General features: G+C 73.5%; 8 protein-coding genes. 4 read left to right on the top strand and 4 right to left on the bottom strand.

Features of this window, described 5'->3' with window-relative positions; translation table 11 throughout:
- On the bottom strand, window positions 1-4,931 hold a 4,931-nt coding region (locus tag FGF04_RS05260; protein ID WP_188113968.1), incomplete at its 3' end, for a type I polyketide synthase.
- A 128-nt stretch (window positions 4,932-5,059) separates the two neighbouring features.
- Complete coding sequence (locus tag FGF04_RS05255) at window positions 5,060-6,952, bottom strand: fatty acyl-AMP ligase (protein WP_188113967.1); 1,893 nt, start codon at window positions 6,950-6,952, stop codon at window positions 5,060-5,062.
- A gap of 366 nt (window positions 6,953-7,318) precedes the next feature.
- Here FGF04_RS05255 and FGF04_RS05250 point away from each other — a divergent pair, with 366 nt between their 5' ends.
- Window positions 7,319-9,598 (top strand): MMPL family transporter, encoded by a 2,280-nt coding sequence (locus FGF04_RS05250; protein WP_149510045.1) that lies wholly within the window; start codon window positions 7,319-7,321, stop codon window positions 9,596-9,598.
- Between the two features lie 152 nt (window positions 9,599-9,750).
- On the opposite strand, the gene FGF04_RS05245 is transcribed toward FGF04_RS05250, so the two are convergent.
- The gene (locus FGF04_RS05245; RefSeq protein ID WP_149510044.1) at window positions 9,751-10,245 is read right to left on the bottom strand and encodes a DUF6299 family protein; all 495 of its coding nucleotides are present in this window, start codon (window positions 10,243-10,245) and stop codon (window positions 9,751-9,753) included.
- 233 nt (window positions 10,246-10,478) lie between these two features.
- On the opposite strand from FGF04_RS05245, the gene FGF04_RS05240 reads away from it, so the two are divergent.
- From FGF04_RS05240 to FGF04_RS05230, 3 genes are all read left to right on the top strand, one after another.
- A complete protein-coding gene (locus FGF04_RS05240; RefSeq protein WP_149510043.1) occupies window positions 10,479-10,673 on the top strand; it encodes a DUF5999 family protein in 195 nt (64 codons plus the stop codon).
- Between the two features lie 111 nt (window positions 10,674-10,784).
- Entirely contained in the window at window positions 10,785-11,624 is an 840-nt protein-coding gene (locus tag FGF04_RS05235; protein WP_149510042.1) for a PaaX family transcriptional regulator, read from the top strand.
- Window positions 11,625-11,887: 263 nt separating this feature from the next.
- Complete coding sequence (locus FGF04_RS05230) at window positions 11,888-12,340, top strand: ATP-binding protein (protein WP_149510041.1); 453 nt, start codon at window positions 11,888-11,890, stop codon at window positions 12,338-12,340.
- Window positions 12,341-12,361: 21 nt separating this feature from the next.
- Here the strand turns inward: FGF04_RS05230 and argF are convergent, their stop codons facing one another.
- Window positions 12,362-13,369, bottom strand: a complete 1,008-nt coding sequence (gene argF, locus FGF04_RS05225; protein WP_149510040.1) for an ornithine carbamoyltransferase — start codon at window positions 13,367-13,369, stop codon at window positions 12,362-12,364.
- Window positions 13,370-13,462: the final 93 nt, after the last annotated feature.

Genomic DNA, 13,462 nt, shown 5'->3' with positions numbered 1-13,462 from the left:
GGGCGCGGGGGCGCCTCCTCCAGCACGAGATGGACGTTGGTGCCGCCCGCGCCGAAGGAGCTGATGCCCGCCCGGCGCGGCAGCGGCGTTCCCGAGGGACCTCGCAGCGGCTCCCACGGGCCGCGTTCCCGCTGGACCCGGAAGGGGGTGTCCCCGAAGGGGATCTCGGGGTTGGTGCGGTCCGAGTGGAGCAGGGTGGGGACCAGGGTGCGGTGCCGCAACTGGAGGGCGGTCTTCGTCAGCTGGGCGATGCCGGCCGCCGCCTCCGCGTGGCCGATGTTGGACTTCACCGAGCCGACGGCGCAGTACTGACCGGCCCGGCCCGCGGGGGCGTACGCGTCGGTGAGCGCCCGCAGTTCGATCGGGTCGCCGAGGCTCGTGCCGGTGCCGTGGGCCTCGACGTAGCCGATCGTGTCCGCCGTGACGCCCGCGGCCGTCAGGCCCGCCCGCACCAGTTCGGTCTGCGCGACCGGATTGGGCACGCTGTAGCCGAGCGTCCGGCCGTCGCTGTTGACCGCCGAGCCCTTGACGACCGCGTAGACGTGGTCGCCGTCGCGCAGCGCCTGCCGGAGCGGTTTGAGCAGTACGGCGCCGACCGCCTCGGCCGGGACGTAGCCGTCCCCGTCCGCGCCGAAGGCCCGGCACCGGCCGTCGCTCGCGAGGAACCCGGCGTCCTGGAGCATCATGTACTTCGTGGGGTGCAGGGAGAGGTTGACCCCACCGGCGATCGCCGCGTCGCACTCGCCGTGGCGGATGCTCTCGCAGGCGAGGTGCACCGCGTACAGGGACGAGGAGCAGGCGGTGTCGACGGTCAGGCTCGGACCGCCGAGGTTCATCAGGTACGACACCCGGTTCGCCACGGAGAACGTCTGGGACTCGACCGCCACCCACTCCCCGCGGGCGACGGCCCCGGCCCCGAACAGCTGGTAGTTGTTGTACGTGACGCCGCAGAACACGCCGACCGGCCCGCGCCGGTCGCCCGCCCCGGGATCGGCGAGCGTGAGGGGGGTGTGGCCGGCGTCCTCGACGCACTCCCAGGCCGTCTCGATGAAGAGCCGCTGCTGCGGGTCGAGGAAGCGTGCCTCCACCGGCGAGATGTGGAAGAACCCCGCGTCGAACGTGTCGACCTCGTCCAGGAAGCCGCCCCAGCGACGCCAGTCGTCGCCGTGCCGCTCCTTCGCCAGCTCGGCGTACCTGCGGAATCCCGGGCGGTCGAGGGGGATCTCGCTCACGGAGTCCACGCCGTTCAGCAGGTTGCGCCAGAGGTCGCCCGTCGTCCGGGCACCGGGGTAACGGCCACTCATACCGATGACGGCGATCCCGGAATCCGGGTCGGAGTCGGGGTCGGGGCCAGGTTCCACCGACACCGGCGAGGTCCGCCGGGAGACGGTCCCGCGGACGGCCGCAGCGGCCGCAGCGGTCGCAGCGGTCGTGCCGTCGCGCCCGGCGAGGTGGGAGGCCAGGTCGCGGACGGTCTTGTACGTGTAGAAGACCGTGGCGGACAGGGGTCCGTACCGGTCCTCCAGGCGGCGGCGCAGCTGCAGGATCGTGATCGAGTCCAGGCCCAGCCGGTCGAACGGGGTGTCCGCGCGGATCTCGTCCCGGTCCCACTTCAGTACGGCCGCGAACTCCTCCAGCAGCGTCTCGGCCAGGTCCTCCGGGGAACCCGTGGCGGCTTCCTCCACGGGCCGGGACCGGGACCGGGACTGGAGCCGGAGCGGGGGTCGGGGCCGGGCCGCGGCGTCGCCCTCCTGCGGCCGCGGCCAGAACCGGCGCCGCTCGAAGGGGTAGCCGGGCAGGGGCAGCCGGCGGTGCGGCCCTTCCGGGCGCAGCGCCGCCCAGTCCAGGTCGACACCCGCCGTCCACAGCTGGGCGAGCCGGTCGAGGCGGCCGCCGCCGGCGAGTTCCGCCAGATAGGCGGCGCCCGGCGGGTCCGCGCCGAGGTCGGCGAGGGCGTCCGTGCCGACGACCCCGGTGTGCACGCCGGGAACCGCTGTGTCGTTGCGGCAGTGGCTCTCCAGCCCGCCGCGCAGTTCCGTGAGGTCCCGTGCGACGACGGCCAGCCGGTGGGGCATCGCCTCCCGTCCGGTCTGCAGGGTGGCCGCCAGATCGGCCGGGTCCACGCCGTCCGCCGGGGAGGTCTCCGGGTGGTCGTCGGACGCGGGGCCGGCCGACAGCCAGGTCGCCAACTGCTCGGCCTGGTCCCGCAGTTGTCCGGCGGTCCGGGCCGACAGGGGCACGATGTGCGCCCGGCCGTCGTCCGGTCGCCGGCCGGCTGCCGGCGGAGGAGGAGCCGGCGTCGCGGGCGCCGTCGCCGGCACGTACTCCTCCAGCACCACGTGGGCGTTGACGCCACCGAAGCCGAACGAGCTGATCCCGGCGCGCCGGGGCACCTCACCGCCGTCCGGGCCGGCGGGGCGGGGCCATGCGCGGTTCCGGTCCAGGAGGCGGAACGGTGAACCGGCGAGCCGGAGGTGCGGGTTGGGCGTCCCGAAGCCGCGCAGGGCGGGTTGGCGGCCGTGCCGGACGGCGAGCACCGCCTTCACCAGGCCCGCGATGCCCGCGGCGGCCTCCAGGTGCCCGATGGCGGTCTTCACCGAGCCGATGCCGCAGTGCGGTTCGTCCGGGCCGTCCAGGTCCCAGTCCTCGTACAGCGTCCGGAACGCCTGCCGCAGACCCTCGATCTCCACCGGGTCCCCGAGCCCGGTGCCGGTTCCGTGCGCCTCGATCAGACCGGCGGTGGACGGGTCCAGGCCGGCCTCCCGCCACGCCCCGACGATCACGTCGGCCTGGCTGTCGGGGCTCGGGGCGGTGAGGGAGGCGGTCCGTCCGCCGTGGCCGACCGCGCTTCCGCGGACGACCGCGTGGATGTGGTCGCCGTCGGCCTCGGCCCGGCCGAGCGGCTTGAGGAGGACGACGGCGACCCCTTCGCCCCGTACGTATCCGTCGGCCCGCGCGTCGAAGGTCTTGCACCGGCCGTCCGGGGCCAGCATCCCGGCCTGGCCGAAGGAGCTGAAGGCGCTCGGTCCGGCGAGGACGTTGACCCCTCCGACGAGGGCCTGGTCGCACTCGCCGAGGCGCATGCTGCGGACCGCCCGGTGCAGGGCCACCAGCGAGGACGAGCAGGCGGTGTCGACCGGCTCGCTGGGGCCGCGCAGTCCCAGCAGGTAGGAGACGCGGTTGGCGAGGACGGAGTGCGCGAGTCCGGTCGCCGTACGGGCCTCGACCGGCAGTCCGGCGGCGGCCAGGGCCTCGACGTAGTCCATGCCGCTGACCGCGGCGAAGACGCCGGTGCGGCTGCCGGCCAGGTCGGACGGGCGGTGGCCCGCGTTCTCCACGGCGTGCCACACCGCCTGCAGGAACAGGCGTTGCTGAGGGTCCATCAGCAGTGCCTCGGCGGGCGAGATGCCGAAGAAGGAGCAGTCGAACGCGTCCGCCTCGTCCAGGAAGGCGCCCCAGCGGTGCGGTGCCGCCCGGCCGGGTGCGCCGTCGTCGGGGGTCCGCCAGTCCCAGCGGTCCGCCGGGACCTCGCCGACCGCGTCGTACCCGGACAGCAGGTTCTCCCAGAACGTCCGGAGGTCCCGCGCGCCCGGGAACACGCCGCTGACCCCGATGACGGCGACCGGCTCGGGTGCCGGCCCGGCCGGCTCCCGCACGGCGCGGCGGGACCCGGGAGGCCGTTCCCGGCCGGTGGTCGCGATGGGCGGCTCCTCGGCGACCCGGGCGACAGGGGCGACAGAGGCAGCGGGGTACACCTGGGGCATCCGGTCGTGGTGGACCGACGCCAGGTGGCGGGCGAGCGCGCCCACGCTGAGGTGGTCGAAGAACACCGCCGGCGGTACGTCGGCTCCCAGGTGGTCGCTGAGCCGGGCGGAGAACTCGATGAGCTGTACGGATCCGAAGCCGAGCGAGGTGAGTTCGGAGTCCGGCGCAACCGTGACGTCCTGCCGGCCGGAGGCCGCCAGGAGCTCCCGCACATGGTGGACGAGGTCGCGTTCGAGGAGGCCGGCATAGGCATCGTGGCCGTCCCGCCGTTCCGCGGAGGCGGGGACGGAGGCGGAGGTGGAGGCAGAGGTGGAGGCGGGACGGGACCCGGCGCGGCGTACGGCGTGCACCATCGTGATGACGGCCTTGCCGGGTCCCAGCTGCCGGAAGTCGTCCACGCCGGCGTCGAGCAGGTGGCGCACGGAGTCGGTCCAGCGGACGGGCGAGCAGATCTGGCGAGCCAGTTCGGCGCCGATGTCCCGGCCGTGCGGTGCGCCGGTGGTGTTGGCGATCACGGGGACGCGCGGCGGTCCGAATTCGAATCCGGCGACGAAGCCGGCGAACGCCTCCGCCGCGTCGCGCATGTAGCGCGAGTGGAAGGCGCCGCTCACCGGCAGCCGGAGGCACTTGGCACCGGCCGCCTCCAGGTGCGGGCAGGCCTCGGCGATGCTCTCGACGGGACCGGAGACCACCAGTTGGTCGGGGGTGTTGTGGTTGGCGAGGTCGATGTCGTCGTACCCCCGGCGGGCCAGGACGCCGGCGACGCCGTCCGCGTCGAGGCCGGCGACCACGGCCATGCCGCCGCCGCGGGCGAGGGCCATGAGCTCGGCGCGCCGCCGCACCAGCCGCAGTCCGGTGGCGAAGTCGAAGACGCCGGCGGCTTCCAGGGCGTTGTACTCCCCGAGGCTGTGTCCGGCCAGGAAGTCGGGCTCGACGTCGTGCTGCCGCGACCAGTCCCGGTGTGCGAGGGCGTTGACGACGAACAGGGCCGGCTGGGTGTAGCGGGTGTCCGCGAGCCGCCCGTCGGGATCGTCCAGGCACAGGCGCGCGACGGAGTATCCGAGGATGCCGTCGGCCTGGGCGGTGAGGTCGGGGAACCGGTCGAAGTGTCCCTCGCCCATACCGCGGTGCTGGGAGCCCTGGCCGGGGAACAGAAGCGCGATCACTGTCGATTGCTCCAGAGGAGGTGATCCGGGTGAAGGGGTGGCGGCGGGCGTCCTCCGGGAACGCCGTCCTCGGGGAGCGCCGCCCCGGGGGACGGCGTCTCAGGTGATGTCGGCCGCGACGGAGGTGTTCACGCCCGGTCCGGGGCCGGGTCCGGGCTGTCCGCGAGAGCGTCGAACCGGACCAGGCAACTGGCCTCGTACTCCGCCCGGCAGGCACCGCGCCGGAGCTTCCCGCTGCTGGTCATGGGCAGGCTCCCGGCCCGTACCGGCACCAGTTCGTGCAGTTCGACGCCGTGCCTGGCCAGGAGGGCACCGCGTACCGCCTGTTCCGCCGCGGACGCGGACGTCTCCTCCCGGCGGGCGGCCCGGGGGTCCACCTCGGCGACCATCACCAGGCGTTCCCGGTCCGCGACGTCCGTACGGAAGGCAGCGATACGGTTCTGCCGGAAGGCGGGGGCGGCGTTCCCGGCGGTGGCCTCCAGGTCGGCGGGCCAGTGGTTGCGGCCGTTGATGATGACGACGTCCTTGACCCGGCCGGTCACGTACAGCCGGCCGTCCGCGAAGAACCCGAGGTCCCCGGTACGCAGCCACGCTCCGTCCGTGCCGTCCGCGTCCGCGGGCCGGCCGTGGAACACCCCTGTGCCGGGGTCGCCCGCGTAGCCGGGGCTGACGTTCCCGCCGCAGGTCCAGATCTCGCCGATGGAGCGGTCGGGCAGGGTGCGGCCGGCCCGGTCGGTGACGAGGACGCGCTGGTCCACGGGGACCCCGCAGCTGACGAGTTCGACGGCGTGCTCGGGCACCGTGCCGGCGTCCGCGCCTACGCCTGCCTGCGTGCCCGTCTCCCCGCCCGCCTCCGTACTCGCCTCCGCGTCGACGGCACGTCCGGAGACGAGCGCCCCCCGGTCGCAGACGAGCACGTGCGGCGCCTCGCCCAGAGGGGTGCAGGTGACGATGAGGGTGGCCTCGGCGAGCCCGTACGACGGGGTGTGCGCCTCGGGACGGAAGCCGCAGCGGGCGAAGTGCTCGGTGAACCGGCGCAGGCTGGACGCCCGGACCTGTTCCCCGCCGTTGCCCAGGACGGCCAGGCTGGACAGGTCGAGGCCGTCCAGGGCGGTCCCCTTCACCCGGTCCACGCACAGGTCGAGGTTGAAGCACGGCCCGGAGGTGATGGTGCCGCGCCACCGGCTGATCGCGCCGAGGTAGGTGAGGGGGCTGCGGATGAAGTCGGCCGGTCCCATCAGGACGCAGGGGACGCCCAGCCCCACGGGTCCCAGTACGCCGAGCATGAGGCCGAGGTCGTGGTAGAGCGGCAGCCAGCTGACGGCGACGCTCGACCGGTCGACCCGGAAGGCGGTGCGGACCTGGGCCACGGCCCGGGCGACGTTGCCGTGGGTGATCCGCACGCCACGCGGGGCCGAGGTCGATCCGGAGGTGAACTGCAGGTAGGCGACCATGTCCGGCGCCAGGTCGAGGGGAAGCCCGTCGTCGGTCCCACCATCGGGCACCGCGTCGGTCCGCAGCACCTCGCACCCGGTGAGCCGCGGGTCGGCGGCCAGCAGGCGGCGGACGTCCTCCTCGCCCGCCCCGTCGGTGAGGACCACGGCGACATCGGCGCTGGGCAGCACCGACGACAGCCGGTCGGCGTCCCACACCGAGCCGGCCTCGCACAGGGGGACGGCGACGACGCCCGCGTACAGACAGGCGAGGAACGCCGTCACGTACTGCGGACCCTGCGGGCACACCAGGGCCGTCCGGCTTCCGGGGGCGTACCGTGCCCGGAGGCCGGCGGCCACGGCGCGGACCCGGCGGTCCAGTTCGGCGTAGGTCCAGGTGAGCGGTTCGTCCACGGTCCCGCTGCGGCCGCCGACGAAACGGTAGGCGACGTCGTGGGGCCGGTCCTGGGCGAGGCGGCGCAGCCGCACCACGGGATGGTGCGACGGCAGGGCGGAACGGGCTGGATCCCCGCCGACGGCGTCGGCAGCATCGACGGCGTCGCAGGGTTCGGGCGGTGAGGCCGGCACGGTCCGGGCTCCTCCTTCTCGCGGTCGATCCACGGATGTGGTTCTCGATCCACCAACGCCCCATTCGGGCGGAGGACACGGCGTGTCGGGGCCGCCACCCCGAAAGGAACAGATATTTCCCGCCCGGTCATCACATGAAGACGCGACCCTGGGGATATCGCGAAGAAAAGAAAATACGTTTCCCCGCGGACCCGGCGGCGAACGAACCGACGCGTCGACGAAAACCGTCGATGACCTGCTCTTCCTCCTCTAGAAAAGCTTTTCGGTTTTCATTCTCCGAGCCTTTACTCATCGGTGGTACTGTGCCGGTCCTCCCTGCCCGCATCGCCCATTCGCGGGCCAAGGCAAGACCCGTGGAGACCCAGGATGCTCCGTAATTCCCGGAATGAAGCGGCCGACAAGGAAAAGAGGGCCGGATTTCCCCGGCTCCGCGCCCGGACGGTTCTGGCCACCGCCGCCGTGTGCCTCCTGCTCTCGGGTCTCGTCGCGGCGATGACGTCGGACCGGCTCACGGCGGGCGGGATGTATCCGCCGTCGGCCGCGTCGGTCCGGGCGGAGCACGTCCTGGGGACGAGGTTCGGCACCGGCGACCCCGACGTGCTCCTGCTCGTGGAACCCCGCGACAGCGGGGAAGCGGTCGGCTCGCCGTCCGTGGTGGCCGCGGGCCGGTCCCTGGTCCGGGACGTACGGCGCGCCGCCCCGGTCCACTACGTCTCCTCCACCTGGGACGGCGGTCCCGCGATGCGCGCCCGGGACGGCCGGAGCGCCGTGATCGCCGTGCGGTACCGGGGGGACGACAAGGAGGTCGGCGAGGCGGTGGCGCGCCTGCTGCCGTCCGTCCTGGGCCGGCACGGGCCGGTCACCGTGGCGGCCGCCGGATCCTCCGCGGTCCTGGAGGCGCTGCAGGAGCAGAGCCGCCGTGACCTGGTCCGCGCCGAACTGCTGACGGCGCCGCTGGTACTGCTGCTGCTGATCCTCGTCTTCCGCAGCCTGTTGGCGGCCCTGCTCCCCGTCCTCGTCGGCGTGCTGTCCGTGACGGCGACCGCCGCGCTGCTCGGCACGCTGGCGACGCTCACCCCGGTCAGCGTCTTCGCGCTCAACATCGCCAGCGCTCTCGGCTTCGGCCTGGCCGTCGACTACAGCCTGTTCATGGTGACGCGCTTCCGGACCGAGCTCGACTCCGGCGCGGACACGGCGGCGGCACTGCGGACGACCATGGCCACGGCGGGCCGCACCGTGGCGTACTCGGCGGCGGCGGTCTCACTGTCCCTGGCCGCGCTGCTCGTCTTCCCCACGATGTTCCTGAGGACCGTGGCCTGCGGCGGGATCATCGTGACGCTGCTGTCCGCGCTGGCCGCCGGGGKGGTCCTGCCGGCCGCGCTCGCCCTGTCGGGCCGCCGGCTGCGGACCGGGGCCGCGCCCTCCGTACGCGACGGTGACGGCAACGGTGACGGCAACGGCAACGGCGGCGGTGACGGCAACGGCGGCGGCGGGTTCACGAAGAAGGTCACGGGCCCACTGTGGTCCGCCAGCGCCCGGCTCGTGCGACGGGCCCCGGCACCGGTCGCCGTGGCGGTGACGGCCCTCCTGCTGACGCTGGCCGCGCCTTTCCCGGACGTGTCCTTCGGCTTCCCCGACGACCGGGCGCTCCCCGCCGGGACCGCGGTCAGAACGGCCTCCGACCGCGTGCGCGAGGACTTCCCGCAGCTGTCCGCCCCCGCGATCGCGGTGGTGCTACCCGGTGCGGCGGGCACCCCACAGGCCGCGGCCGGTATCGAGAACTACGCACGCGCCCTCTCCCGCGTCCCGGGGGTACGCCACGTCGAAAGCGAGACCGGCGTTTACACGCACGGCAGCCGGCGGCCGGCAGCTCCGGCCGTCCTGCGTTCCTACACCAACGGCTCCGACACCTGGCTCAGGGTCACACCGGCCGGCGGCCGGTCCGACGGCGGACAGGCCCTGCGCTCGCTGGCGGCCGTACGTGCCGTGGCCGCGCCCGTGCCACCGCTGCTGGGCGGCGAGGTCGCCCTGCTGCAGGACACCAGGGACGCGCTCGCCGACCGCCTGCCGCTCGCGGTCGCCTGGGTGGCCCTGTCCATGTTCGTCCTGCTGTTCGCCTTCACGGGCAGCGTCCTGGTGCCGCTGAAAGCGCTCCTGCTGACCGCGCTGAGCATGACCGCGGCCCTCGGAGCCATGGTCTTCATCTTCCAGGACGGCCATCTGCGGGGCCTGGTCGGCTCGTTCACACCGGTCGGCACCACCGACATCATGATGCCCATCCTGGTGATCGCCATCGCCTTCGGGCTCTCCATGGACTACGAGGTGTTCCTGCTGTCCGCGTTCCGTGAGAGCTACCTGACGCTGGGGGACAACTCCGCCGCCGTCGAGGCCGCGGTGCGGCGCACCGCCCCGCTGATCACCTCGGCCGCCGCGCTCATCATCGTGGTCTTCCTGGGGCAGGCGTCGTCGCCCGTCGTCCCACTGAAGATCGTCGGCGTCGGCATGGTCGTCACCGTCCTGCTGGACGTGACGGTGATCCGTATCCTGCTGGCTCCCGCCCTCATGCACCTGGCGGGCCGCAGCAACTGGTGGGCGCCCGCCCCACTGGCCCGCCTGCACGCCCGCTACGGCCTCGCCGAGAACTGACCGGGCCCGTCCCCCGTCCGGTCCCGCCCCGTCACGTCCCGCCGCGTTCCGTCCGCCGCCGCTCGCGGGACCCACGAGGAGCGGCGGACGACGAGCGGCGGACGTCAGCGGACGGGGGCGAGTGCCGGGCGCAGGGCGCAGGGCGCAGGGTGTCAGCCGACGAGCGTCACGGCCTGTTCCCGTGCCGCGTGGAACATCGGCAGCGGCAGTCCGCCCGAGCGCAGTTCCATCACCGTCGCCTCGACCTTCGCCGCGCCCGGCTGGAAGCGGCCCGGGTCCGTGCGGTCGGTGTTCGTCCACTCGTGTTCGGCGCCGTCGCAGACGGCGGTGGTGCCGCCGACGCCCTTGCGCACGCCGGTGTCGCCCTGGCTCAGCGAGGAGCTGACGAACACCGGGCCGCTGCCGCCCGTGCAGCGGTACGTGCCGGACAGCGTGACGGTGCCGTCCGAGGCCAGGCGGCCGATCGGGTCGACGGTCACCGTCTCCGCCAGGTCGCCGGGGGCGGACGACTGGGACAGGGCGGCCCCGGACGGGACGGTCGCGGACGGAGCGGTCGTGGACAGGGCGGTCGCGGACGGGGCCGCGAGCAGCAGGGCGGCGGACGCTGCCGCCGCGCCCATGACCTGGTGCAACCGGATGGATCGCATCGGAGTACCTCCTGGGGTGGGGGATTCCACAGGTACCCGCCCGACGCGGTTTCGGGTGCCATCGTCACCCCATTGGTGGCGAGTCCGCGTCGTCCGTCGCGGGCCCGTCCGAGTGTTGTCCGCGTGTTGTCACGGCTTGCTCCCGGCTGTTCCGATGAGTTCGCGGCGGGCGCATGGTCTATCCATACGGACGACGAAAACGCCGCCCGACCCCTCGCAGGTGGAGGCTCCTCATGTGTTCTCGCCAGCTTTCGTGCCCGTCCGCCGACCGCACCGACGCGCACATCGTGTCCGCGCACCCCGAGCAGGGCTGGTACCTGCTGTGCGACGGCGCGATCGTCTTCGACGACACCGGGGCGCTGCTGCCCGACGGCCAGGTCGTCGCCCCGCACCGGGTGCCGGTCGGACAGCTGACCATCGCCGCCTGACCACCGCCGCCCGCCCGACCGTCACGGCCACCGCCACCGCCACCGCTGTCGCGTACCGCCACCACTGTCGCGTACCGCTGACTGTCGTCAGGAAACCGATGACGATCTAGAGTGACCGACGTGTCCGAGCAGCACGCCCCCCGGTCCCTCATCGTCACCTTCTACGGCGCGTACGGCCGCTTCGCCCCCGGTCCCGTACCCGTGGCGGACCTGATCCGGCTCCTCGCCGCGGCCGGTGTGGACGCGCCCTCCGTCCGTTCGTCGGTGTCCCGGCTCAAACGCCGGGGACTGCTCCTGCCCGCCCGCACCGAGGCCGGCGCCGCCGGGTACGTCCTGTCGCCGGACGCGCGCCAGCTCCTCGACGACGGCGACCGCCGGGTCTACGCGGCCTCGCCGCCCCGGGACGACGCCTGGGTGCTCGCCGTGTTCTCCGTGCCGGAGTCCGAGCGGCAGAAACGGCACGTACTGCGTTCGCGCCTGGCCGGCCTCGGCTTCGGGACGGCCGCCCCGGGCGTGTGGATCGCCCCGGCCCGCCTCCACGAGGAGACCCGCCACACGCTGGAACGGCTGCGCCTGGACCCGTACGTGGAACTGTTCCGCGCCGAGCACCTCGGGTACGCGCCCACGGCCGAGGCGGTCGCGCGCTGGTGGGACCTCGCCGCGATCGCCAAGCAGCACGAGGCGTTCCTGGACCGCCACGCGCGCGTGCTGCATGCCTGGGAGGCGCGGACCGACACCCCGCCGCAGGAGGCGTACCGCGACTACCTGCTCGCCCTGGACTCCTGGCGCCACCTCCCGTACGCGGATCCGGGACTGCCCCCCGCGCTGCTGCCGCAGGACTGGCCGGGGGCCCGTTCGGCGGCCGTCTTCCGGGCCCTGCACGAGCGGCTGCGCGACGCCGGGGCGGACTTCGCGGGCGTACCGGCAGCTCCGGAGGAGCCCGGCAGCTGATGCGCCGCGGGCGTCACGAGTCGTCGATGAACCGGTAACAGCGGGAGCGGTGCGAGGCGTCGGGAACGTTTCTCCGAGTACGCGCCTCACCGAGTACGCGCCCGGCACCGGGCCGACATCCGGCCGGCACCCGCCGGACCCCAGCTCGGCGACCGCCGGACACCGACCCCGTACCGGGTCGAACGTCCCGGAAACGCCCGCCGAGCGCCTCTGCCGGACCGCCACGTACCCTTTCTAAAGTTGAAAGCAGGACATCCTGCTCCATGAACGGATCCGCCTTGCACGAACCCTCCGCTCCGGCCTCCTGGCGCATCGCCCTGCCGCACACCTCCGCGGCCGTGCCGGTCGCCCGCGCCCTGGTGCGTACCGCGCTCGCCGAGATCGAGCACGCCGCCGACAGCGACACCGCTGAACTGCTCACCGCGGAGCTGGTGGCCAACGCCGTGGAGCACACCAGGGGCGACACGCCCATCGAGCTCGTCGTGGAGCTGCTGCCCACCGGATGCCGGGTCGAGGTGCACGATCCGGACCCGGCGCCGCCGGGCGACCTCACCGCCCCCGACCCGCTGTGCGAGCCCGACCCCTGGCAGGAGCACGGCCGCGGGCTGCTGCTGATCCGCACCCTCAGCTCGTCGTGCGGCCACCGCCCCACCGAGTCGGGCAAGGCGGTCTGGTTCCGGCTGCCGGCGGTCCCGCACCAGCGGACGTCCCCCTGAACACGGGCGTCCCGGCGGCGCTCAGGCCAGCGTCGACACCAGGACCGCCTTGATCGTGTGCAGCCGGTTCTCCGCCTCGTCGAAGACGACCGAGTGCGCCGACTCGAAGACCTCGTCGGTGACCTCCAGGGAGTCCAGGCCGTGCCGCTCGTACATCTCGCGGCCGACCTTCGTGCCCAGGTCGTGGAAGGCGGGCAGGCAATGCAGGAACTTGACGTCCGCGTTGCCGGTGGCCCGCAGGACGTCCATCGTCACGGCGTACGGGCCCAGCGCGGCGATCCGCTCGTCCCAGACCTCCTTGGGCTCGCCCATGGACACCCACACGTCCGTGCCGACGAAATCGGCCCCCAGGACACCCTCGGCGACGTCCTCGGTGAGCGTGATCCGCGCCCCGCTGTCCTCGGCGAGCGCACGGGCCCGCGCCACGACCTCCTCGGCGGGCCAGTAGGCCTTCGGCGCCACGATCCGCACGTCCATGCCGAGCAGCGCGCCGGTGACCAGGTACGAGTTGCCCATGTTGTAGCGGGCGTCGCCGAGGTACGCGAAGGCGATCCGGTCCAGCGGCTTGGCCGAGTGCTCGGTCATCGTGAGCACGTCGGCCAGCATCTGGGTCGGGTGCCAGGCGTCGGTCAGGCCGTTGTAGACGGGCACCCCGGCGTGCGCCGCGAGCTCCTCGACGCTCTCCTGGCTGTCCCCCCGGTACTGGATCGCGTGGTACATCCGGCCGAGCACCCGCGCGGTGTCCTTCACGGACTCCTTGTGCCCCAGCTGCGAGCCGGACGGGTCCAGGTACGTGGTCGACGCGCCCTGGTCGGCCGCCGCGACCTCGAAGGCGCAGCGCGTGCGCGTCGACGTCTTCTCGAAGATCAGCGCTATGTTCCGGCCCCGCAGGTACTGGGTCTCCGTCCCGGCCTTCTTCGCCGCCTTCAGCTCGGCGGCGAGCCCGAGCAGGCCGCGGAACTCCTCGCGCGAGAAGTCCAGCTCCTTCAGGAAGTGGCGGCCGGCGAGGGCGTACGGGACTGTCGCCATGGGGGCGCTCCAGGGTTACGTAAACAGGGACTCTTGGAATTCTATACGACGACCCACATTTCTATACAGCCTCCCTCTTCCGCCCCCTACCCC

Origin of the sequence: Streptomyces apricus (assembly GCF_008369065.1) — a bacterium.
GTDB lineage: Bacteria > Actinomycetota > Actinomycetes > Streptomycetales > Streptomycetaceae > Streptomyces > Streptomyces apricus.
The sequence above is the reverse complement of the archived record's forward strand: the minus strand, read 5'-3'. Positions and strand labels throughout refer to the sequence as shown.